At 71.6% G+C, this 21,962-nt stretch carries 22 protein-coding genes and 1 pseudogene; 12 read left to right on the top strand and 11 right to left on the bottom strand.

Features of this window, described 5'->3' with window-relative positions:
- The first annotated feature begins 8 nt into the window (after nt 1-8).
- The 3 genes and pseudogenes from EDF24_RS07560 (at nt 9) to EDF24_RS19500 (ending at nt 1,884) form a co-directional block, all read left to right on the top strand.
- On the top strand, nt 9-1,277 hold the full coding sequence (locus tag EDF24_RS07560; RefSeq protein WP_123701978.1) for a D-arabinono-1,4-lactone oxidase: 1,269 nt from the start codon (nt 9-11) through the stop codon (nt 1,275-1,277).
- 127 nt (nt 1,278-1,404) lie between these two features.
- Nucleotides 1,405-1,500 (top strand): annotated as a pseudogene (locus EDF24_RS19495) (DUF2510 domain-containing protein); the annotation flags it as partial.
- A 102-nt stretch (nt 1,501-1,602) separates the two neighbouring features.
- The gene (locus EDF24_RS19500) at nt 1,603-1,884 is read left to right on the top strand and encodes a hypothetical protein (protein WP_260233409.1); all 282 of its coding nucleotides are present in this window, start codon (nt 1,603-1,605) and stop codon (nt 1,882-1,884) included.
- Nucleotides 1,885-2,294: 410 nt separating this feature from the next.
- Here the strand turns inward: EDF24_RS19500 and EDF24_RS07570 are convergent, their stop codons facing one another.
- Nucleotides 2,295-3,251, bottom strand: coding sequence for a DUF5937 family protein (locus tag EDF24_RS07570; RefSeq protein ID WP_123655688.1), 957 nt, complete (start codon nt 3,249-3,251; stop codon nt 2,295-2,297).
- 55 nt (nt 3,252-3,306) lie between these two features.
- On the opposite strand from EDF24_RS07570, the gene EDF24_RS07575 reads away from it, so the two are divergent.
- The 5 genes from EDF24_RS07575 to EDF24_RS07595 all read left to right on the top strand — a co-directional run bounded on the left by EDF24_RS07575 (nt 3,307) and on the right by EDF24_RS07595 (nt 10,062).
- Nucleotides 3,307-4,599: an MFS transporter gene (locus tag EDF24_RS07575; protein WP_185021599.1), complete on the top strand. Its 1,293-nt coding sequence runs from the start codon at nt 3,307-3,309 to the stop codon at nt 4,597-4,599.
- A gap of 183 nt (nt 4,600-4,782) precedes the next feature.
- A complete protein-coding gene (locus tag EDF24_RS07580) occupies nt 4,783-6,450 on the top strand; it encodes an ABC transporter substrate-binding protein (RefSeq protein WP_123655686.1) in 1,668 nt (555 codons plus the stop codon).
- Complete coding sequence (locus EDF24_RS07585; RefSeq protein ID WP_123701985.1) at nt 6,447-8,132, top strand: dipeptide ABC transporter ATP-binding protein; 1,686 nt, start codon at nt 6,447-6,449, stop codon at nt 8,130-8,132. Before EDF24_RS07580 ends, EDF24_RS07585 begins: the two co-directional genes overlap by 4 nt.
- Nucleotides 8,129-9,067, top strand: coding sequence for an ABC transporter permease (locus EDF24_RS07590; RefSeq protein WP_123701987.1), 939 nt, complete (start codon nt 8,129-8,131; stop codon nt 9,065-9,067). Before EDF24_RS07585 ends, EDF24_RS07590 begins: the two co-directional genes overlap by 4 nt.
- Nucleotides 9,064-10,062 carry an ABC transporter permease gene (locus EDF24_RS07595; protein ID WP_123655683.1) on the top strand — a complete coding sequence of 333 codons (999 nt, stop codon included), beginning with the start codon at nt 9,064-9,066 and terminating at the stop codon, nt 10,060-10,062. The genes EDF24_RS07590 and EDF24_RS07595 overlap by 4 nt, the downstream gene beginning before the upstream one ends.
- A gap of 136 nt (nt 10,063-10,198) precedes the next feature.
- Here EDF24_RS07595 and EDF24_RS07600 read toward each other — a convergent pair whose 3' ends face one another.
- The gene (locus tag EDF24_RS07600) at nt 10,199-11,506 is read right to left on the bottom strand and encodes a GNAT family N-acetyltransferase (protein ID WP_123701988.1); all 1,308 of its coding nucleotides are present in this window, start codon (nt 11,504-11,506) and stop codon (nt 10,199-10,201) included.
- A 51-nt stretch (nt 11,507-11,557) separates the two neighbouring features.
- On the opposite strand from EDF24_RS07600, the gene EDF24_RS07605 reads away from it, so the two are divergent.
- Entirely contained in the window at nt 11,558-12,067 is a 510-nt protein-coding gene (locus tag EDF24_RS07605) for a hypothetical protein (RefSeq protein ID WP_123655681.1), read from the top strand.
- 12 nt (nt 12,068-12,079) lie between these two features.
- On the opposite strand, the gene EDF24_RS07610 is transcribed toward EDF24_RS07605, so the two are convergent.
- The 6 genes from EDF24_RS07610 to EDF24_RS07635 all read right to left on the bottom strand — a co-directional run bounded on the left by EDF24_RS07610 (nt 12,080) and on the right by EDF24_RS07635 (nt 15,701).
- Nucleotides 12,080-12,337, bottom strand: coding sequence for a hypothetical protein (locus tag EDF24_RS07610; protein ID WP_123701992.1), 258 nt, complete (start codon nt 12,335-12,337; stop codon nt 12,080-12,082).
- A gap of 80 nt (nt 12,338-12,417) precedes the next feature.
- Nucleotides 12,418-12,945 carry a hypothetical protein gene (locus EDF24_RS07615; RefSeq protein ID WP_123701994.1) on the bottom strand — a complete coding sequence of 176 codons (528 nt, stop codon included), beginning with the start codon at nt 12,943-12,945 and terminating at the stop codon, nt 12,418-12,420.
- Nucleotides 12,946-12,956: 11 nt separating this feature from the next.
- Entirely contained in the window at nt 12,957-13,604 is a 648-nt protein-coding gene (locus EDF24_RS07620) for a signal peptidase I (RefSeq protein WP_123701996.1), read from the bottom strand.
- A complete protein-coding gene (locus EDF24_RS07625) occupies nt 13,592-14,476 on the bottom strand; it encodes a hypothetical protein (RefSeq protein ID WP_123701998.1) in 885 nt (294 codons plus the stop codon). The genes EDF24_RS07620 and EDF24_RS07625 overlap by 13 nt, the downstream gene beginning before the upstream one ends.
- Nucleotides 14,473-15,069: a TasA family protein gene (locus tag EDF24_RS07630; protein ID WP_123702000.1), complete on the bottom strand. Its 597-nt coding sequence runs from the start codon at nt 15,067-15,069 to the stop codon at nt 14,473-14,475. Before EDF24_RS07630 ends, EDF24_RS07625 begins: the two co-directional genes overlap by 4 nt.
- 77 nt (nt 15,070-15,146) lie before the next feature.
- Nucleotides 15,147-15,701, bottom strand: coding sequence for an alternate-type signal peptide domain-containing protein (locus EDF24_RS07635; RefSeq protein WP_123655675.1), 555 nt, complete (start codon nt 15,699-15,701; stop codon nt 15,147-15,149).
- Between the two features lie 367 nt (nt 15,702-16,068).
- Here EDF24_RS07635 and pnuC point away from each other — a divergent pair, with 367 nt between their 5' ends.
- The 3 genes from pnuC (at nt 16,069) to EDF24_RS07650 (ending at nt 18,312) form a co-directional block, all read left to right on the top strand.
- Nucleotides 16,069-16,734: a nicotinamide riboside transporter PnuC gene (gene pnuC, locus EDF24_RS07640; protein ID WP_123702002.1), complete on the top strand. Its 666-nt coding sequence runs from the start codon at nt 16,069-16,071 to the stop codon at nt 16,732-16,734.
- A 33-nt stretch (nt 16,735-16,767) separates the two neighbouring features.
- A complete protein-coding gene (locus tag EDF24_RS07645; protein ID WP_123702004.1) occupies nt 16,768-17,451 on the top strand; it encodes a hypothetical protein in 684 nt (227 codons plus the stop codon).
- 201 nt (nt 17,452-17,652) lie between these two features.
- A complete protein-coding gene (locus EDF24_RS07650; RefSeq protein ID WP_123702006.1) occupies nt 17,653-18,312 on the top strand; it encodes a hypothetical protein in 660 nt (219 codons plus the stop codon).
- A gap of 99 nt (nt 18,313-18,411) precedes the next feature.
- Here EDF24_RS07650 and EDF24_RS07655 read toward each other — a convergent pair whose 3' ends face one another.
- Genes EDF24_RS07655 through EDF24_RS07665 form a run of 3 tightly spaced genes read right to left on the bottom strand, consistent with a single transcriptional unit; the run spans nt 18,412 to nt 21,954 of the window.
- Nucleotides 18,412-20,076: a glycoside hydrolase family 13 protein gene (locus tag EDF24_RS07655; RefSeq protein ID WP_123655671.1), complete on the bottom strand. Its 1,665-nt coding sequence runs from the start codon at nt 20,074-20,076 to the stop codon at nt 18,412-18,414.
- Nucleotides 20,077-20,101: 25 nt separating this feature from the next.
- Nucleotides 20,102-21,004, bottom strand: coding sequence for a carbohydrate ABC transporter permease (locus tag EDF24_RS07660; protein WP_123655670.1), 903 nt, complete (start codon nt 21,002-21,004; stop codon nt 20,102-20,104).
- On the bottom strand, nt 21,004-21,954 hold the full coding sequence (locus tag EDF24_RS07665; protein ID WP_123702008.1) for a carbohydrate ABC transporter permease: 951 nt from the start codon (nt 21,952-21,954) through the stop codon (nt 21,004-21,006). The genes EDF24_RS07660 and EDF24_RS07665 overlap by 1 nt, the downstream gene beginning before the upstream one ends.
- Nucleotides 21,955-21,962: the final 8 nt, after the last annotated feature.

Consider the following 21,962-nt stretch of genomic DNA (forward strand, 5'->3'; position numbering starts at 1 on the left):
TCCGTACGATGAGCGACGTGATCGCAGCGGAGCGCACCAACTGGGCCGGCAACGTCACCTACCGGGCGGCCGGACTGGCGCGGCCGACGAGCGTGTCCGAGTTGCAGGAGCTGGTCCGCACGACGCCGCGCCTGACGGCGCTCGGGTCGACGCACTCGTTCAACGAGATCGCCGACACCGACGCACTCCAGGTGTCGCTCATCGACATGCCCCCGGTGCTCGAGATCGACACGGCCCGACGCGTGGTGCGGGTCGCCGCCGGCATGACGCACGCACAGGTCGCGGCCGGTCTGGAGGCTCGTGGCTGGGCACTCGGGAACCTCGCGTCCCTGCCGCACATCTCCACGGCCGGGGCCGTCGCCACGGGCACGCACGGCTCCGGCACACGGAACCCCTCGCTGGCGCAGGCGGTGGTCGGGCTGGACGTGGTCCGCGCCTCCGGTGCCGTCTCGTCCGTCGGGTCGGACTCCGCCGCGGGTCAGCTCGACGCCCACCGGGTGGCACTCGGCGCGCTCGGGGTCGTCACCGCGGTGGAGCTCGCGATCGTGCCGACGTTCCAGGTCGCGACCACCGTGCACCTGGACCTGCCGTGGGACGCCGTCGAGGAGCACTTCGACGCCGTGATGTCGGACGCGTACTCGGTGTCGATGTTCACGTCCTTCGACGACCGTGGCGCGCGTCAGGTGTGGACGAAGCACCGCGTGGACGAACCCGCACCGTCGGTCGACCTCGTCGCCCTCGGCGCCCGCCGCGCCACCGAGGCCGTGCACCCGGGCGAGAACGACGCCGCCAGCGTCACCGAACAGGGCGGCGTCCCCGGGCCGTGGTCCGAGCGGCTGCCGCACTTCCGGTCGACGTTCTCACCGTCCACCGGCGCGGAGATCCAGGCGGAGTACCTGGTCCCCGCGGAGTTCGCGGTGCCGGCGCTCCGTGCCCTGCGGCCGCTCGCCGGGCTCTTCGCGCCGCTGCTCATCGCGGCCGAGGTCCGGACCGTCGCGCCGGACACCGCGTGGCTCGCACCGTCGTCGGAGCGGCAGTCGGTGGGGATCCACTTCACCTTCCGGCGGGACGCTCCGGCCGTCGCCGCCGCGGTCCTGCGGATCGAGGAGGCGCTCGAGCCCTTCGACCCGCGGCCGCACTGGGGGAAGGTGTCGGCGGCCACGCCGGCGCGCCTGCACGAGGCGTACCCGCACCTGGCGGCGTTCGCGGCCCTGGCGCGGGAGCTGGACCCGGAGGGCCGCTTCCGCAACCCCTTCCTGGACCGCGTCCTGTCCTGACGGAGCCGACCCGGGCCTCCCGTCCGGTGCCCGCGCGGCGCGCTCCCGCTGCCGTCACCAGCACTGGGGGCTGTGTCGCGCAGCGGCTGCGCCCTACGCTCCGGTGACAGGCAACGAGGGGAGCACTGTGACGCTGCCGATCGCCGGGTGGTACCCGGACCCGCAGGATCCGAGTCGGACTCGATGGTGGGACGGTGCACGGTGGGGACAGCCAGCGCCGCAGCCGCAGCCGCAGTTCGCCGCTGCCGGCACGTCCGTCGGGGTCCATGATGTTCCCCGGCCGCCGGCGCCGTCCGAGTACCGGATCGACCTGAGCAGTCCGCCCGTGTTGCGAGGCCGGAAGGCGCGGGTCGCGAAGGACCGCGCGACGCGTGCGGCGAACCCGTTCGGCTATGCCGGACTCGTCCTCGCGCTCATCGCGTTCATCTTCGACGTGTTCGCGATCCCCGGGATCCTCGGCATCGTCTTCGGCGCGATCGGCCTCGCACGTGCGGGGCAGCTGACCGGTTCCCGGGTGACCGGATTCGGCGTTTCCCTCGCGGCGATCATCCTGGGGCTCGCGGCCTCAGGGGTCTTGGCCTCGCACGCGGCGCAGCTGTTGGGTTGAGGTGAGGAGGGGCGCTCCGCGCGGCTGGATGCGGCGCGGAGCACCCGGGTCACTGACCCTTGCGGAACAGGTCGTGCAGGAACCTGGCGGTCACCACGAGCAAGCTCGCGATCCCCAACCACGGCACCTGACGCCTGGGCCGGCGCTCGTCGTCGTTCGACATCGAGTACCTCCTGGTGTCGTCGCCGGCGGACATGAGGAGCTTCAGGCCAGGGGTGTGTGGCCGAGCGGGCTCGGCTACACTGGCTCCCGAGTGTTCGACTGAGGGAGTCCGTTTCCCCTGGCTTTCCACTCGGAGAGCGAACCGAAGCCCGGGACTGTTGTTGCAGTTCCGGGCTTCACTCGTTCGCCCTGGAACCGCGATCCGGCGGTGCCACGGCTCCGAGGACCAGCCTACCGATACTGATGTGTCAGCCGGTGCGGACGAGGGCGTCGCCGATGTCGCTCCGGTAGTACAGGACCGCTCGGCCGTACCGCGTCCGGTTGAGCAGGGCGCTGCGCTCGAGCACGCGCAGGTGCTGGTTCACCGCCGACGTCGACACGCCGAACCGCATCGCGAGGTCCGTCGAGGACGCCGGCTCGCCGAGCGCGTGCAGGAGCGCTGACCGTGTGCCGCCGAGCAGGTCCCGCACGGCGCCCTGGTCGGGGTGCCCCGTGGTCGACCACATCGCGCCCTGCCCGCGTGCCGGGTACATGATCGTCGGCGGGAGGTCGTCGTCGATCGGCGTGGAGGCCCGGACGACGAACATCGACGGCACCAGGGTGACGCCCTCGCCCTGCACCGGACGGTCGCGGGCGATCGGGCTCGACAGGCGGACGTCGAGGTGCCGGCCGTCGAACCGGACGGCGTCGGACAGTCCGCGGAGCACGGCTCCGATGCCCTCGTGCGCTGCGAGGCGGCCGCGGTGGGTGATGTCGGACTGCATGACGGCGCGCATCCGGAGCCAGGACGGGGCGAAGCAGAGCTCCCACGCGGTGGCGAGCGCGCGCTGGAGCCGTTCGACGACCGCCTCGTGCCGCCCGGTGAACACGGCGGGCACGGTGCCGTGCACCCGTTCGAGGTCGGCGTGCAGCCGGGTGCGGGAGATCCGGCCGAGCGTGACCAGTTCGTCGTCGAACGAGGTCAGGGGAGACGCCGGCCGGGGGTTCACGAAGTCGGCGACCCAGCGTCGTTCGTCGACCAGCCCGAGCAGGACCTCGTCGTCGAGGAGCGGGCGGACGGCGGCGATGCCGTCGAGCCACCGACGTTGCAGCGGGTAGCGGTCGGGCGCGCGGAACGCCCGGAGTCCGAGGCCGAGTTCGGAGAGCGGCGAGATGCCGAACCGGATCGTCGACACGTCCGACGCCTCGAGCTGGTACCGGATCATGAAGCCCGAGGCTACATCCATTGGGGCCGGCCACGCGGCAGGGCAGAAATGGACCATGAGCACCACCGCCGTCCCGATCCGCCGTCTCGTCCAGCAGGACGCCACGCTCCGACGTCTGTTGGCCGTCACGCTCGTGGACACGGTCGGACGTGGCGCGTTCTTCACGCTGACCTCGCTCTACCTCACGACGATCGTCGGCATCCCCGCGGTGGCGGTGGGGCTCGGACTGACGGTCGCCGGCGCGGTCGGGGTGATCAGCTCGCTCGGGTTCGGGCACCTCGCGGACCGGTGGAGCTCCCGCCGGATGCTCGTCGGGCTGCACCTCGTCCAGGGCCTCGCGCTCGTCGGGTACGTGCTCGTCCACGACCTGCCGACGCTGGTGCTCACGGCGTCCGTCGTGACCCTTGCACAGCAGGGCGGTTCGTCGGTCCGGTCGGCCGCGATCGGCCGGGCGTTCCCGGGCGGCGAGCGCGTCCGGGTCCGCGCGACGATGCGGACCGTGACGAACATCGGGATCGCCGCGGGGACGGCGTTCGCAGCGATCCCGCTCGCGGTCGGGACGGGGGAGGCGTACCGGGTGACGATGGTGGCCGCCGGCGTGCTCTTCGTCGCATCGGCGTTCCTGCTGCTCGGGCTGCCGGCGGTCCGGGTGGACGCCGCACCGGCCGAGCGCACCGAGACGGGCTCGATCGTCCGGCCGGACCTCGGCGGGCGGTCGCCGTACCGGGACATCCGGTTCCTCGGCGTCACGGCGCTGACCGGGGTGTTCGGCATCCAGTTCGGCCTGTTCGAGGTCGCCGTCCCGCTCTGGGTCGTCGGGCACACCGTTGCTCCGGACGTCCTCGTCTCGCCGCTGCTCCTCGTGAACACCGCGGTGGTCATCGCACTGCAGGTCCGGATGGCGCGCGGCACCGGGACGATCGCGGGCGCCGGTCGGGCGATGCGGCACGCCGGGTGGCTGATGGCGCTGGCGTGCGTGCTCTGGGCGGCCGCCGGCTGGGTTCGAGGAGACGACTGGACGGCGGCTGCGGTCGCCGGAGCAGTGCTGGTGGTCGCTGCGCTGGTGCACTCGCTCGCGGAGATCACGTCGAGTGCCGCCGGATGGAGTCTCAGTTTCGAGATGGCGCCGGCCGACCGGGTCGGGGCCTACCAGGGCGTGTACGGCACCGGGTACGCGATGGGCGCGATGGTGGCGCCGGCGGTCGTCACGCTCACCGCGATCGACCTCGGGACGCTCGGATGGGCGGTGCTCGCGGTGGTGTTCCTGGGTGCGGCACTGGGCACGGCGGCCATCGCGCGACGCGCCGCGCCGGAACACAGCGTGCCGATCGGGAATGCCCAGCCGTAACAGACGACTTGGATTGTTTCGTCGTGCGTCCCGCCGGTGTGCCCGGTGTCCGGGCCCGGTGCCAGGATGGACGCCGCCAGAGCAGCACGGCCGAGCACGCGAACCGGGCAGCACTGCACAGCACTGCAGCACAGCACCGCAGCACAGCACCGCAGCACCAACCCCACGAGGAGCACCCCCGTCATGAGACGCCCGAAGCGCCTGACCATCACCGCAGCCGTGGCCGCAGCAGCAGCCCTGGTCCTGACGGGCTGCTCGGGCGGCGGCGCCTCGGACGACGCCACGAGCGCGACGTCCAAGGGCGGGACGCTCAACATCCTGACGACGGCCACCGCGGTGCACCTCGACCCGGCGACCAGCCAGAACCTCAACATCACGACGCTCGGCCTGGTGCTCCGCCGCCTGACCGCCTGGGACGTCGAGCCCGGCAAGACCGCCAAGGTGGTCCCGGACCTCGCGACGAACACCGGCGACTCGAGCGACGGCGGCAAGACCTGGACCTACCACCTCAAGAAGGGGCTGAAGTTCCAGGACGGCTCGGCGATCACCACGAAGGACATCAAGTGGGGCATCGAGCGCTCGTTCGCGCCGACCCTCACCGGTGGCCTCAGCTACCACAAGTCGCTCCTGGTCGGCGGTGACACCTACAAGGGCCCGTTCGACGGCAAGACGCTCGACAGCATCGAGACCCCGGACGACTCGACCATCGTCTTCAAGCTGAACGCGGCGTACGGCGACTGGCCGTGGCTCGTGTCGATGCCCGCGTTCGCCCCGGTCCCCGAGGGCGACGGCACGGACACCGGCGCCTACGACGCCAAGCCCGTCGCGAGCGGCCCGTACCAGGTGCAGTCGAACCAGCAGGGCTCGCAGATCACCCTGGTCCGGAACAAGTCGTGGAGCGCGAAGACCGATTCGGTCCGCACCGCCGGTCCCTCGAAGGTCGTGTTCAAGGAGTCGCAGGACCCCTCGACGGTGACCCAGACGCTCATCGCCGACAACGGCGACGCGAAGGACTCCTTCGGCGCCACCTACCTCGGCGCGGCCGAACTGAACCAGGTGCGCTCGAACCCGTCCGCGCAGGACCGCCTCGCCACGTCGAAGGCCGGCCCGATCCAGTACATGGCCATCAACACGCAGAAGGGGTCACTCAAGGACCTCAAGGTGCGCCAGGCCCTGCAGTACGCCGTGGACAAGAAGTCGTACCGGATCGCCGCGGGCGGTGCGCTCGCCGGCACCTACGCGTCGACGCTGATCACGCCGGGCATCGCCGGGCGGCAGGACTACGACCTCTACGAGACGAAGGCCACCGGCGACGTCGCCAAGGCGAAGTCGCTCCTGCAGCAGGCCGGCGCGACCGACCTGAAGCTGACGCTCCTGACGCCGAACGACCCCTCGTCGCTCGCCGAGTCCCAGGCGCTGCAGTCCGGCCTGAAGCGCGCCGGCATCACGGTCACGCTGAAGCCGGAGGACTCCGACTCGTTCTACACCGACGCGACGAACGGCAGCGACTACGACCTCGCACTGTTCGGCTGGCAGCCGGACTTCCCGAGCGCGAACGCCAACATCCAGCCGCTCTACGCCTCGTCGCAGGTCGGTGACGGCGGCTACAACGTCTCGCAGTACAGCAACCCGGACGTCGACAAGCTGATCGACGAGGCCACCGGAACGGTCGACCAGGACGCCGCGCAGAAGCTCTGGGCGCAGGCGGACAAGAAGATCATGGAGGACGCTCCGGTCGTCCCGCTGATCTACGCGAAGCAGTCGTTCCTCGCCGGGTCGAACGTGCAGGACTTCCAGATCGCGGACTTCCCGGCGTACCCGAACTACCTCAAGGTCTCGCTCGGCAAGTGACGGATCCGATCCTGCAGGTCGAGGGGCTCCGCGTCGCGTTCGGCGACGCGGAGCCCGTCGTCCGTGACGTCTCCTTCGACCTGACGCCCGGTCGGGTGCTCGCCCTGGTGGGGGAGTCCGGCTCGGGCAAGTCCGTCAGCGCCATGAGCGTGCTCGGGCTGCTGCCGCCGCAGGCCCGGGTCTCCGGCAGTGTGCGGTTCCGCGGCGCCGAGCTCGTCGGAGCATCGGTGGACGAGCTCCGAGCGGTCCGCGGGGCGGGCATCGGCGTGGTCTTCCAGGAGCCGATGAACTCGTTCACGCCGGTCCTGTCGATCGGCACGCAGATCGCCGAGGCGGTCCGGGCGCACCCGCGTGGGCTCGACCGCGCCGGGGTGTCCGCTCGCATCGACGAGCTGTTGCGTTCCGCCGGCCTCGCCGATCCGGCGCGGATCCGGAAGGCGTACCCGCACGAGCTCTCCGGTGGGCAGCTCCAGCGCGCGATGATCGCGATGGCGCTCGCCGGTGACCCGGTCGCGCTGATCGCGGACGAGCCGACGACGGCACTCGACGTGACCGTGCAGGCCGGCATCCTCGACCTGTTGCGGACGCTCTGCCGGGAGCGTGACCTCGCCGTCCTCCTCATCACGCACGACATGGGCGTGGTCGCGGACGTCGCGGACGAGGTCCTGGTGATGCGTCGGGGCGAGCCCGTCGAGCACGGTGCGGTGGACGCGCTGTTCGCGGCGCCGCAGGCCGCGTACACGCGCGCACTGCTGGCAGCCGTTCCCAGCCTGGAGGCTCGGCATGCGTCCGCAGGGTCGGTGACGGCGCTCGATGCGGCCGGTCCGCAGGGCCGCGCCTCCGTTGCGGACGCCAGCCCAGCCTCCCGTCCGGTGGTCGCCCGTCTGTGCGACGTGAGCGTCCGCTACGACCGTCGGGGTGCACCCACCGTCTCCGGGATCGACTTCGAGCTCCGTGCCGGCGAGACCCTCGGGCTGGTGGGGGAGTCCGGCTCCGGCAAGTCCACGATCGGACGGGCGCTCGCCGGCCTGGTGCCGGTCGTCGGCGGAACGGTCGAGGTGGACGGCAGCGACCTCCGGACCGCCCGCGGACGACGGCTGCGCGAGATCCGCAGCCGCGTCGGCATCGTGTTCCAGGACCCGGCGTCCTCGCTCAACCCGCGGCAGACCATCGGGTGGAGCATCGCGGAGCCGCTGCTCGTGCACGGCTCGTCGTCGGCCGACCGCGGCGTGCGCGTCCGCGACCTGCTCGAGGCCGTGCAGCTCGACCCGACCTGGGCCGAACGCTTCCCGCACGAGCTCTCCGGCGGACAGCGCCAGCGCGTTGCCGTCGCGCGCGCCCTCGCCCTGCGGCCCGCACTCGTCATCGCCGACGAGCCGACGTCCGCGCTCGACGTGACCGTGCAGGCCGCCGTGCTCGACCTGCTCTCGGCGCTGCAGGACGAGTTCGGGTTCGGCATGCTGCTCATCAGCCACGACCTGGCGGTGGTCCGCCAGCTCGCCGACGAGGTCGTCGTCCTGCACGACGGCCGCGTCGTCGAACGGGGCGTCACGTCGACCGTGTTGGACGACCCGCAGGAGGACTACACGCGCATGCTGCTCGCCGCCGCTCCCGTGGCCGACCCTGCCCGCCAGGCCGAACGCCGGGATGCGTGGCGCGAGCTCGTCGGAGGTGCCTCGTGACCGCGAACGTCGTCGACCGGCCCGTCGCCGCGTCGGCGGGACGCTCGACCGGCCTCCGCGCCGTCGTCCGGCGCGTCCGCCAGGACCGCTGGGCCGTCGTCTCGGCGATCGTCATCGTGGTCTTCCTCGTCGTCGCCGTGTTCGCGCCGGTGATCGCCGCGATCAGCGGACAGGACCCGTACGGGTACAACATCAACGCGCTCAACTCGTTCGGAGCGCCCAAGGGTGCGCTCGGCGGGGTGAGCGGGACGCACTGGTTCGGGGTCGAGCCGCTGACCGGCCGCGACCTGTTCGCGATCGTGACGTACGGTGCGCGGACCTCGCTCGGGATCGGGCTCGCGGCCACCGCGATGTCGATCGTGATCGGCGTGCTCGTCGGCGTCACGACCGGGTTCTTCGGCGGCTGGTACGACCGCGTGCTCTCGCGCGTGGTGGACGTGATGTTCGGCTTCCCGTCGCTGGTCTTCATGATCGCGCTCACCGCGATCGTGCCGACGTCGTTCCCGAAGCCGCTGCTCGTCGTCCTGGTCATCGGGTTCTTCGGCTGGCCGTCCGTCGCGCGCGTGATCCGCGGCCAGACGCTGTCGCTGCGCACCCGGAACTACGTGGTCGCCTCCACCGCGCTCGGCGCCGGACGCTGGCACGTGATCCGGACGCAGCTGCTGCCGAACCTGGCGGCGACGATCACCGTCTACGCGACGATCTCGATCCCGTCGATGATCGGTGCCGAGGCCGCCCTGTCGTTCCTGGCCGTCGGCGTCACACCGCCGACGCCGTCCTGGGGCCGGAGCATCGGCGACGCGATCGGCTGGGTGCAGACCGACCCGATGTACCTCGTCTTCCCCGGCGCCGCGCTGTTCCTGATCACCCTGGCGTTCAACGTCCTCGGCGACGCCCTCCGCGACGCGCTCGACCCCCGAGGAGGCTCCCGGTGAGCACGCTCCGATTCCTGCTCGTCCGCGTGCTCGGTGCCGTCGTCGTGCTGCTCGTCGTCGCCGCGGTGACGTACGCCCTGTTCATGCTGCTGCCGACGAACCCCGCGCGGGCGATCTGTGACAAGCCCTGCACGCCCGACCGGTTGCGCGAGGTGCAGGCGTTCCTCGGTACCGACAAGCCGTGGATCGCGCAGTTCCTGGCGTACCTCGGCGGCATCTTCACCGGGCGGAGCTTCGGCAGCGGCGTCTCCGCGATCCAGTGCGCGGCACCGTGCTTCGGGTACTCCTTCCAGCTGCACGAGAGCGTGACGTCCCTCATCGTCACGCGCCTGCCCGTCACCGCTTCGATCGCGGTCGGGGCGGCCGTGCTGTGGCTCGTCGCCGGCGTCGCCGGCGGAGCGGCCTCGGCACTCCGCCGTGGTTCCGCGCTCGACCGCACCGTGATGGGCATCGCCGTCGCGGGCGTCTCCGCACCGTCCTACCTGGTCGGGCTCCTCGGCATCCTGCTGTTCGGGTTCGTCCTCGGGATCCTGCCGACGAGCGGGTACGTGCCGTTCACCGAGGACCCCGTCGGATGGCTGACGCACCTGATCCTGCCGTGGTGCGTGCTCGCGTTCATCAGCGCGGCGATCTACGCCAGGCTGACCCGCGGCGAGATGCTCGAGGCGATGTCGCAGGACTTCGTCCGGACCGCCCGCGCGAAGGGCATCCGCGAACGCCAGGTGGTCGTGCGGCACGGCCTCCGGACGGCGATCCTGCCCGTGGTGACGCTGTTCGGGCTCGACCTCGGGTCACTGCTCGGCGGGGCGGTCATCACCGAGAAGGTGTTCTCGATGCAGGGCCTCGGGGCGCTGCTCATCGACGCGGTGCACACGCTCGACCTGCAGGTCGTCGTGGGGTTCACGCTGTTCTCGGCGTTCCTCGTGGTGACGGCGAACGTCATCGTCGACGTGGTCTACGCGTTCGTCGACCCGCGGGTGCGGCGCCGGGCGTAGGCGAACGCGGCGCCGATCGGCGCCGCACAACCGAAAACACCCCGAACCACGGGAATCCGTGGTTCGGGGTGCTTTCTGTTGTGCAAAGGCGCGGCGCAGCTGCGCCGCGGCCGCGGCGGCGCAGCCGCCCGCCGCCTCAGAAGTACGTGATGCCGTGCGGGGTCCGGGCCGGCAGGAGCATCGCGCGGAGCCGCACCGCGACCGCCGGGTCCGCCGCACGCAGCAGCCCCGCCGCCGCGAGCGTCACCGGGGACACCGACCCGAGCAGCAGCGCACCGAGGTCCGCCACGTCGAGCGAGACGTCCGGCGCGTCGGACACCCGCGTGACCGTCCCCACGCCGGACGCCACGTCGAGCCGGTACGTCCCCGCGGCGAACCCGAGCGAGTCCGACACCTCGAGCACGATCGACCCGTCGACGGCGTACGGCCGCGAGCGCAGCGTCGCCGGGACGTCGAGCACCCGGAGCCACACGTGGTCCTCCTCGTGGTCGACGTCGTACGCCCGGTTGTCCCCGAGCGCCGTCACGATCGGGTCGTCGAGCCGCGAGCGGTTGTACTTCACGACGTCGTTGAGGTCGATCGAGAGCAGGAACTCCCAGAGCGAGAGGTAGGCGGCATCGGTCGCGTAGACGAGGTCGACGACCTCGACGGCGGTGTCCTTCCCGTCCTGCTTGACCCGCCACGTGACGTACCCGTCGACGACGTCGGACCCGTCGGCCCGGTGCACGGCGGCCCGGACGTCCTTGGCCTTCTCGCCGTCGCCGGTGAACTCGCCGAAGACCACCGGCCAGGTGCCGGTGTTCCGCACCATCGACCCCGGGGTGCGCTCGTGGAACCGCGCGAAGACGTCCTTCCCGACGCCGTCGGCGAGCCAGGCGAGCGGCACGACGGTCACGGTGCCCGTCGTCGGCGCGAGGAACGGGAGCGCACGGTTCCGGCGGACGCTGACGGCGCGCTCGCGGATCGCGCTGCCGAACCCGAAGCGGCGGTAGATCGTGCCCTCCGACGCGGTGAGGGACGCCATCGCGTAGCCCTCTTCGACCCCGCGGGTGAGCGCGTGCGTCATCATCGCGCGGAGGATGCCCCGGCGCCGTTCGGTCGGCCGGACGGTGACCGCGGAAATGGCCTGCGTGTCGACGGAGGACCCGTCGCCCCAGCTGAGCGGCTTGCGGAACCAGGTGAACGTGCCGGCGGGCCAGGTCTCGTCCACGGAACCGGGGAGGGGCTGCCGGACGTACACGCCGAGGAAGGTCTCATGGTCGGCGACGAAGTACGACGCCATCCGCGCAGCGTTCTCCGGTGAGCCGGTGCTCTCGTGGAAGCCCATCGCGACGGCTTCCAGCCAGGCGGCGGTGCGCTCGTCCGGTGCCCCGTCGGCATCGGTGCCGGGGGTGAACTCGCGCAGGTCGAAGCGGTCGGTGAAGTCGTCGTTGATCTGGGCCACGTGCCGACCCTATCGGTGGCGTGTGACGCGCTGCCCTGTCAGGATGCCCACATGGGGGAACGAACGAGACGCGCGGGCCTGGTGCTCGCCGCGCTGACCGCGATGACGCTCTCCGGGTGTGCGGTCCAGGGTGGCCCGGCCGCGCTCGAGACGCCGGGCAGCGCCACACCGGTCAGCACACCGGGCGCCACACCGGGCACGACACCGGGCGGCGCCGGGGACGGGCCGCCGCAGTACTCGCTGAACAAGCGCCACCATGAACGCACCGAGGTCCGTGACGTCGACCGCCCGGCACTCCAGAGCGCCGCGGGCACGGTCCGCCGTGCGCTCGCGGATGCGCCCCGTCCGGTCACCGAGGCGGCAGCACGCCAGGCACTCGCCGACGCCGGCGCACCCGACCCGTGGCTCGTCGTGGACGCGACGACCGGTGCCGTCCGGTTCGAGGCGCAGGTCGACCAGCACGGCTGCCTGGTCGGCGGCGTCGACGAGGACGGCACGGTCACCGCGGAGCCCGACGGCTTCGTGCTCGACGGCGGCTGCCACGCGCTGGACGGCCACTGAGCCGACACCGGTTCAGCGGCGGCCGAGCACCTGCCGGCCGAAGACCGCGCCGAACCGGCCGACGGATCCGATCGACAGTGCCGAGCCGACGGAGCCGACCGACAGGAACGAGCCGACGGACAGCACCGATGCGAACGACCCGATGCTCAGCACGGCGACGCTGCTGAACAGCGCGCCGACGGCGCACCAGGACGCGATCGACGCGATGCTGCGGGACGAAGCGATCGCGCCGACCGAGTCGGTGGACGCGACGGAGCGGCTGTGGGACATGGCCTCACCGTACGCGCGGACGGGAGGCCCGGCTCGCCGCCGCCGCTCGGCCGACGGTCCGTCGGCGGCAGGTCCGGCACTCAGTCGGTCGCGCCCGCCGGCGGGTCGACGAGCAGGCCGACCCGGTCGACCAGGTAGTCCGCGAGCGGCACCGTCGAACCCGCCGTGGGGGACCAGCGGACGAGCGGCACGTCGTCCTGGACGAGGAGCACCCCGCCGCCGTCGACGAGCGTGTCGTCGAGCGGGATCGGCGTCGCGCCGTGGTTCACGGTGTCCCCGGCGTCGAAGTGTCCACGGACGGCGGCAGCCCGGTACGCCCGTCGGGTCTCGGCGGACACCGACTGGAACTGCGCGCGGCCCGGGTCGGTGACCCGCGTGATGGTGCCCGTCGCCCACACCCTCCCGCCGGTCTCGATCGAGGAACCGATGAGCAGCGCGCCGACCCGCCAGACGCGGCCGAGGGACCGGATCGTCGGTTCGCGGTGGATGCCGAGCACGGCCTTCGGCTGCACGTACTCGCCGAGCGCCTCGTCCGGGACGCCGGCGGTCCGGAGCCGTCGTGCCGCGTCGTCGAGCAGCTCGCGGGTCCGCGTCACACCGTCCGTCACGACGCCCGAGCCTAGACCGAGTGCGCTCCACGACGTCGGCCACGACGCCGGTCCCGGTCCCGGCCACGGTCACGGTCCCGGGCCCGCGCACGCCGGCGCCGGACCGAGGAGACGACACCGACCGTCACCATGACCGCGCTGTACGCGAGCAACACGCCCGCGACGGCGGGGATGAGCCAGCTCCGCGAGCCGTTGACGAGCTGGTTGACGTACCCGACCTCGGGGACGCTGTACCAGACGACGCCGCGCACCTGCGCTGCCGTCACCGGCTGCGCATCGGGGGCGGCGTTGTTGTCGCCCTTGAGGACGAACGTGCGGGAGCCGTCGGACGAGGACGCGATCGAGACGACCCGGTGGCTGATCACGGCCGGCTGTCCGGACACGATCTGGTAGGTGACGACGTCCCCGACGTGGATGTCCGCGATCGGCGTGGGGCGCACGACGATCAGCGTGCCCGGGGGCAGCGTCGGCTCCATCGACTGCGTGAGGACGGTCAGCGGCGTCGACCCCGAGGCCTTCGGGACGACGATGAGCACGACCGCCAGTCCGGCGACGAGCAGGAGGAGCCCCGTGCTCGCGCCGAGGACGACCGCGTGCGCGACGGCACGCCAGCCGGTACGCCGGGCCGGGGCGGCGGCGGAGGACGTCAGGCGCCGCATCGGATCGCCGCCCCGTCGTTCTGGGTGAAGAGCGTCAGGGGGCCGCTGCCGGCGACGGTGGTCGTCGCGGTGCCCGCGCTGTCGATGACCTTCACGGTCACCGTGACGGTGCCGCTCGACGCGACGCTCTTGGGGATGTCCTGCGGCGCGAGGGTGATCCGCGCGGAGTAGTCCTGCGCCTTCTGCCCGACCATCGTGGTGCCGACGAACGCCGCGTACCAGGTGTCCGTCGGACGGGACGACGCCGGCCAGGTGACGTCGACGTAGTTCCCGCTGTGGTCGGTGCACGTGAGCGCTGCCGCCGCGGCGGACGTGTTGAGGTAGAAGCCGCCCTGCAGGACGCCTGAGGTCCACGTGCCCGCGGTGAGTGTGAGGTTGACGTTGACGTTCGTGGTGGTGGAGGCCGGCGCAGATGACGTCGGCGTGCTGCGCGTGCACCAGACGGCGCTGGCACCGGCGGCGAGCTTCGACGACATGCTCGGGAGCGATGCCCAGGTGCCCGTGACGGAACCGCTGCCGACGGCCGTCGAATCGGTGCAGGCCGCAGCCGATGCGACCGGCCACGCGACGACGGTGACTGCCTGTGCGAGAGCGGTCGAGCTGCCGGACACGACGGAGACGGTGGTCGAGGTGGTCCCGGCGATCGACCCGGAGTTGGTGAACGTGACCGGCTTCGTCACGGAGGTCACGGTGGACGAGAACGTCGTCGTGATCGCACTCGTGCCGCTGATCGACGCGGAGACCTTGCCGATCGTGACGCTGGACGCCGTCGTGGCGGTGGCAGTCCACAGCGCCCACGCCGCGCTCGACCCGCCGGCGACGAACACCGCGGTGAGGAGTGCGGCGAGGAGCACGCGGAACCGGCGGCTCACGACGCCACCTGCGTCCCGGTGACGGTGAGCGTGAAGTCGGTGACGGCGCCGGCGACGGACTGGGGGGCGTCGGCGTCGAGGTCGAGTTCGACGCAGCCGATCCCGCTGGCGCCGACGGGGAGCGTGTAGTAGCCGCTGCCCGTGTCGAACGCCGCGACGCGGGCGCTGGCACCGGAGAGTCCGGTCCGGCAGTCCGCGGCGGTCGCGACGACGGACAGCTTCAGGGTCTCCTCACCCAGCACGGTCGCACTGGAGGCGCTGGTCGCGTACGCCACGGTCGTCGCGGTGGTCGCGACCCGCATCGAGAGCGGGACGGTGCCCGTGTTCGCGACGGTGAAGGTCCCGGTCACGCCGGTCCCGGGTGCGAGGACCGCGGTGTTCATCGCCGTCAGCGCACCGACGCGGATGGTGGCCGTCCCGGACTTCACGGTCGACGCCGTGGTGCTCGCCGCGCCGTTCCAGAGGGCGTACGTGCCGCCGGTGCCGACCAGCGCGACGACGACCGCGACGACCAGGGCGAGCACCGTCGGCCAGACCCAGCGCGCGCGGCGGGGTGCGCGGTGGCGCCCCGTCCTCGTCGCTGTCCCGGTCATGCTCGTTCCCCTGGTCGTCGTGGTCGTGTGGGTGGACTCGGCGTGGTGAGCGGATCAGGGACCCACCACGCCGAGGCTCAGGACGCGATCGCGGTCTGCGTCAGCGTGAAGGCGAGGGCGCCGACGTTGAGCGTGCCGCCCTGGCCGTTCGTCGCGGAGCTCGGCAGGGAGATCGTGAACACGACCTTGACGGTGGAGGTGGACGCCGAGGGCGACACCACGAAGGTGTTCGCGTTCGACGTCGACTGCACGACGGAGGCGCTGGACGACGTGACCGCGAGGGTCTTCGTGGTGGCCGCGAGGAGTGTGGCGTCGCCGGTGATGCTCTGGCTGGCGTAGGTCAGGTTCGCCTTGAGGTCCTGACCGGTCGCGCCGATGTTCAGCGTCTGCGTGAACTGGTACGTGTTGCCCGGGACCATGAGCGCGGTCGTCGGGTTGATCGCGGCGGAACGGCCGTTGGTGATGTCGGTCCAAGCGCCGTCGTTGTTGGCGCTCAGGGTCAGGGTGCCCGAGCTGATCGAGGACGCGGCGCTCGAGGCGCTGGCGTTCCAGAGTGCGAAGGTGCCCGCTCCGCCGAGGAGGAGGGCGACGCCGGCGGCGCCGGCGATGGCACCGGTGACGATCTTGTGCATGGGGGTGTCCGTTTCTGCGCAGGGGGGAGCGCTGAAGGCCACGGGCACGGTGGTTCGGGTTGTCGTGCCGGTGGGACGTTGTCATCGACCCAGTGGTTCGAGGGGTCGCGGCTGACCTGTGCCGGGAGTGGATCGCCGGGCTCCGAGGCTCTGAGCGACTCGGGCGGGCTGGATCCGCTCCGGTATCGAATCTAGCCGGTCCCCCAAAGTGCCGACAAGAGGGAACATGCACTCGCATGGACCCAGTCCGGGGGTGATTTTCGTCCCCGACAGTGCGGACATGGTTTGTACCCCGATTCGAGTACGGGTGCGGCGGAATGCCGGACCGACCCATACGGTTGCATCGACCGGAAACGAGGAGGGACCCATGGGCATCGTGCACTGGCTGTTCGACGCGCAGATCGTCATCGGTGACCAGACGGTGCTCTGGCGCGAGGTGATCGGCAACGTCTTCGGTCTGCTCAGTGCGCTCGGTGGCATGCGCCGCAAGGTCTGGGCGTGGCCGGTCGGCATCATCGGGAACGCCCTGCTCTTCACGGTCTTCATGGGGGCGCTCTTCGACACCCCGAACCCGGTCAACCTGCTCGGTCAGGCCGGTCGCCAGGTCATGTTCGTCATCGTGAGCATCTACGGCTGGTACCGGTGGACGCACCGTCCCGCGGAGGCGACGAGCGTGATCGACCCGCGCTGGGCCTCCTGGCGGACCCGTCTCCTGCTCGTCGTCGCCCTGGTGGGCGGCACCGCGGTGCTGACGCCGATCTTCCGCGCGCTCGGCTCGTACGAGCCGGTCTGGTCCGACGCCTGGATCTTCGTCGGCTCGCTCCTCGCCACCTACGGGATGGCGAAGGGTTGGGTGGAGTTCTGGCTCATCTGGGTGGCCGTCGACCTGGTCGGCGTCCCGCTGCTCTTCTCCGCCGGGTACTACGCGTCCGGGCTGATGTACGTCTTCTACGGCGTCTTCACCCTGACCGGCTTCTTCGTCTGGGCGAAGCAGCGCACGAAGCCCCCGGCGGCCCCGGTCACCGTCGGCTGAGCATGCCTCAGCGCCGCCGAGCATGATGGGCGCATGAGCGAAGGCGCCTTCGGCACCGGGTGGCGCGTGTACCGCGCACACCGACGGGAGTTCCTGGACCCGGTCCGGCTCCGTCGTCGCACGATCGTCGGCGCGGCCGTCGCGTTCGTCGCGGGCGCGGTCCTCGTCGTCACCGACCTGCTGACGCCCTGGACCGGCAGCACCCTGGCTGCGTCGCTGGTGATGGCGGTCGCCTGGGCCGGCGCCGTCGGGTGTTTCTCGGCGGCGTTCACGCGGTCCGCCGGCCGTGTCCCCGTGCCGTCCGGGCCCCGCCTGGTCGGGTGGCGGCGTTCCGAGCGCATCGGTCGCCAGTTCGCGGCCCGGCCGCCCGAGCTGTTGCCCGAGGACCGGGACGAGGTCCTCGCGAAGGCGGCCGAGACGATCGGACCGGCGATCGGGAGCATCGACCGGTTGCGGTGGGTGCCGCTCGGATGGCTGGCGGTGTGGATCGGAGCGCTCGTCAGCGGCCTGGCATGGCAGTCCGTGATCGCGCTGCTGTTCCCGCCCGCGTACATGCTGCTGCAGGGCGGGGTGTGGATCGCTGCCGTGGTGTGGCTCGGTCGTGCGGAACTGACCCGCCGCCGGGTCGAGGCCACCCCGCCGTACACGCCCCCGCCCCCGAACGCCGCGCGGAACACGGAGCCGCGCGGCTCGAAGCTCGCCCTCCCCGACGCGTGAGCGGCAAGGCGCCGCGCGAGACGCCGCACGCCGCGCGAGACGCCGCCGAAGAGCGAGGCGTCTCGGCAGGACGGCGGCGCCTCGTGCACACGAGGGCGCCTCGCACGCGCCAGCACGCACCGGAACGGGCGCGACTACACCGGCTGGACGGCCCCCGGTCTGGGTCGAGACACCCGCCCGCCGATGGGGTGGGATGGTCCCGTGGAGACCCTCACTGACGACACGATCGTCGACGAACAGACGACCGCGGAGCGCCTCATCAGGGCCGCCATCCGTGCGTACCGCCTGCACCCCTTCAACCAGGTCGACGCCGCCGTGATCGCGGACGTCGCCGGCCTGCCGCTCGACGCCGTCGCGCGGGCGTTCCCCACGTGGGACGCCCTGCTGCTCGTGACCTACGACCACTGGACGACCCTCCGCGGGTCGACCCGGCTCCGGAAGCCGACGTGCACCATCGACCACGTGCGGATGACCCTCGCCGAGGACGTCGCCGACCCGGGCCTGGTCCGGGTCCTCGCGGGCGTGATCAACATCGCCGGTGCGGACACGACCTTCGCGGGACTGTTCCGGAAGCGCTACGAGGAGTACCTCGGCACGCTGACGGCCGGGCTCCAGCGCGACTTCGACCGCGGTGCGGAGGACTTCGTCGTCCCCGCCGACCGCGCTGCGACGCAGCTCCTCGCGCTCTACGAGGGCCTGCAGATCCAGCTGCTCGTGCGCCCGCACCTCGACGTGCTGGCCGAGTACGACCACGCGGTGCACGCCCTCCGCGAGGGTTGGCGCCGCCGCGAGGTCCCCGCGTGGGACCTCGACCTGATCCCGGCGTCGTCGGCCCCGAGGTCACCGGTCCTGGCGGACTGACCCGCCGGACGTGACGGCCGCCACGGGGCCACCCCGTGACGGACGGGAGGCACGGCGCCTGCCCGCACCGTGCCTCCCGTCCGATCCCCGGTCGCGTTCCTACGCGCGCAACCAGGCCGTCCCCACGCCCGCCAGGGCGCCGTCTGCCACCGGAGCCGAGGCGAGCAACAGCTCACCGGCGGGGAGGTCGTAGGGCTCGTCGCCGAACACCGTCACGCTCGTCCAGCCGTTCGGCCGGCGGAACGCGAGGACGTCGTCGCGACCCGTCTCGAGCCACTCGAGGTGCTCCTCGGACTGCAGCTGCCCGCGGAGACCGAGCGCCTTCCGGTACAGGTTCAGCGTCGAGTCCGGGTCGGTGTCCTCGGCCTCGACGGAGGACGCGCCGAACCAGGCCGGCTGCGGCAGGTGCGAGCCGCCGGGGCCGAAGCCGAACGAGGAACCGGTGCGGGTCCACGGGATCGGGACGCGGCAGCCGTCGCGGCCGACGTCGACGCCCGGGTTCCGGAAGAACGCCGGGTCCTGACGGTCGGCGTCGGGGATGTCGCCGACCTCCTGCAGGCCGAGCTCCTCGCCCTGGTACAGGTACGCGGAACCGGGCAGTGCGAGTTCGAGCAGCGTCGCGGCCTTCGCCCGACGGAGCCCGAGGTCCTGGTCGAGGTCGTCCTGCGAGCCGCCGGCGAGGAGCCAGGCGCCGCCCTGCTTCTCGGTCGTGCCGTTCCGGGCGGGGAGCGCGTAGCGGGTGGCGTGCCGGACGACGTCGTGGTTGGAGAACACCCACGTCGTCGACGAGCCGGACTGCTCGGCGAGGCCGAGGTTGAACTCGATGATGCTGCGGAACGACCCGGCGTCGAAGTCGGCCTCGAGGAGGTCGAAGTTGAACGCCTGCCCGAGCCCGTCGGCGCTCGCGTAGCGGGCGCGGCGGTCCGCGGCGACCCACGCCTCGGCGACGGCGGTGCGTGCCGGCGTGTACTCGTCGAACACCTTCCGCCACTCGGCGTAGATCTCGTGGACGTCGTCCCGGTCCCAGAGCGGGTGCGTGCCGTCCTTCGGCAGTTCGGCGAGCTCCGCCCAGGTCGGCAGCACCTCGCCGAGGTCCTTCGCGAGCCCGTGCGCGACGTCGATGCGGAAGCCGTCGACCCCGCGGTCGGACCAGAAGCGCAGCGTGTGCAGGAAGTCGTCGCGGACCTCGCGGTTCGCCCAGTTCAGGTCGGGCTGCTCCTTCGCGAAGGAGTGCAGGTACCACTGGCCGTCGCCCGCGGCGGTCCAGGCCGGGCCGCCGAAGATCGAGATCCAGTCGGCGGGCGCCGCGCTCTTGTCCGGACCGGTGCCGTCGCGGAAGACGTACCGGTCGCGGGCGGGGGACCCGGCCGGGCTGGCGAGGGCCTCGCGGAACCACGCGTGCCGGTCGCTCGTGTGGTTCGGGACGATGTCGACGATCACCCGGATGCCGGCGCCGTGCAGGGCCTCGACCATCGCGTCGAAGTCGTCGAGGGTCCCGAGCTTCGGGTCCACGTCGCGGTAGTCGTCCACGTCGTAGCCGCCGTCGGCGAGGGCGGACGGGTAGAACGGGCTGAGCCACACCGCCTCGACGCCGAGCGACGCCAGGTACGGCACGCGCTCGGTGATGCCGCGCAGGTCACCGATCCCGTCACCGTTCGCGTCCGCGAAGGAGCGGGGGTAGATCTGGTAGACGCTCGCCTGACGCCACCAGGTCTCGTCGGTGGCGGTGGTCGCGGTGGCCGGCTGGGCCAGGATGTCGGTCATGGGGTCCTCTCGGGGGTCCGGTCGATCACTTGATGGCACCCTGCGTCACGCCCGCCATCACCCATCGCTGGGTGACGAGGTAGACGATGATCGCGGGGGCCATGGCCATCAGGTACGAGGCGAACGACACGTTGTAGTTGTTGCTGAACTGGGTCTGGAAGATCTGCTGGAGCACCGGCAGCGTCTGGAGCGCCGGGTCCGCGGTGATGAGCGCCGGCATCATGTAGTCGTTCCACGAGGCGAGGAAGGCGAAGATGCCGACCGTCGCGCTCATCGGTGCGAGCAGCGGGAACACCAGCTGCCAGAACACCTGCCACGTGCTCGCCCCGTCGATGCGGGCGCTCTCCTCGAGCTCCCCGGGGATCGACCGGAGGAACGCGGTGAAGAGCATCACGCTGAACGACAGCTGGAACATGACGTGCAGGATCGCGACGCCGAACGGGTTGTCGAGCCCCACCATGCCGGTCAGCTTCACCTGCGACAGCGCGAGCACCGGGAACGGCAGGAACATCGCGGCGAGCAGGTAGAAGAACGACCAGCGGAACAGTCGGCGCTCCCAGTTCCGGGCGATCGCGTACGCCGCGAACGACGCCAGCAGGATCGTCCCGACGACGGTGATCGCGGCGACCATCACCGAGACGCCGAACGCCCGCGGGAAGTCGGTCAGCTGCCAGGCCTCGACGAAGCCCTGCACGCTGAACGGCGCCGGCAGCGAGAACGCGTTGCCGTCGACCGCCTGCCCGGTGGTCTTGAACGCCATGCTCAGCGTGACGTAGAGCGGGATCAGGACGGAGAACGCGCAGACGACCAGGACGATCGTCAGGGTCCAGTTGCCCCGACCGCGGCGGCCGTGGGTCTTGTCGGCGTCCACGGAGCGGACGCTGCCGGTGAGTGTGGTGCGGGTGTTGAGCGGTGCTTGGACGGTCATCAGAACGAGGCCTTCCCGCGGGTGGCCCGCAGCTGGACGATGGCGATGACGACGGCGATCACGAAGAAGATCGTCGCGTTCGCCATCTGGTACGAGTAGTCGCCGTTGGAGAACCCGTTGAAGATCGACATCGCGACGCTGGTCGTCGAGGTGCCGGGGCCGCCGTTCGTGAGACCGACGATGACGTCGTACGCGTTCAGGAAGTTCTTGAACCCGATGACGAGGTTGATGACGATGTAGCCCGCGGTGAGCGGCACCGTGATCGAGAGCAGCTGCCGCCATGACGACGCGCCGTCGAGCGATGCCGCCTCGTACACGTCACCGGGGATCGACAGCACGCCGGCGATGTAGATGAGGAGCGTCGACGGGATCGCCTGCCACGCGGTGACGATGACGATCGCGATCCACGCCAGGTCCGGGTTCGCGAGGATGCTCTGCTCGAGCGGGCCGAAACCGAGCGCGGTCGCCGCGGCCGGCAGGCTGTTCGAGAACAGGAACGAGAACACGTAGGCGATGACGATGCCGGAGATCACCATCGGCAGGACGAACACCGCGCGGAGTGCGATCTTCCCGCGGATCTTGGACGTCAGGCCGATGGCGAGCAGGAACGCGATCGCGTTCACCAGCAGGACCGTGACGAGCGCGAAGCCCATCGTGAAGAGGTACGCCTGCAGGATCGCGGGGTCGGAGAACACGGCGCGGTAGTTCGTCAGCCCGATGAACCCGAACTCGCCGAACCCGACGGAGTCGGTGAAGCTCAGGACGATGCCCATCACGGCCGGCAGCGTGATCGCCAGCGTGAAGATGACGAGCGTCGGCAGGAGGAACGCGAGGAAGACCGGGTCGAGTCGCCGCCGTGGACGGCGCATGCCGGCCGGGAGGCCCGGTGCGGCTCCGCCACGGCGGCTGCGGTCCGCCGTCGTGATCGATTCAGTGGTCGTGGTTGCCATTCGTCGAC

This window comes from Curtobacterium sp. PhB130 (genome assembly GCF_003755165.1).
Classification (GTDB): Bacteria; Actinomycetota; Actinomycetes; order Actinomycetales; family Microbacteriaceae; genus Curtobacterium.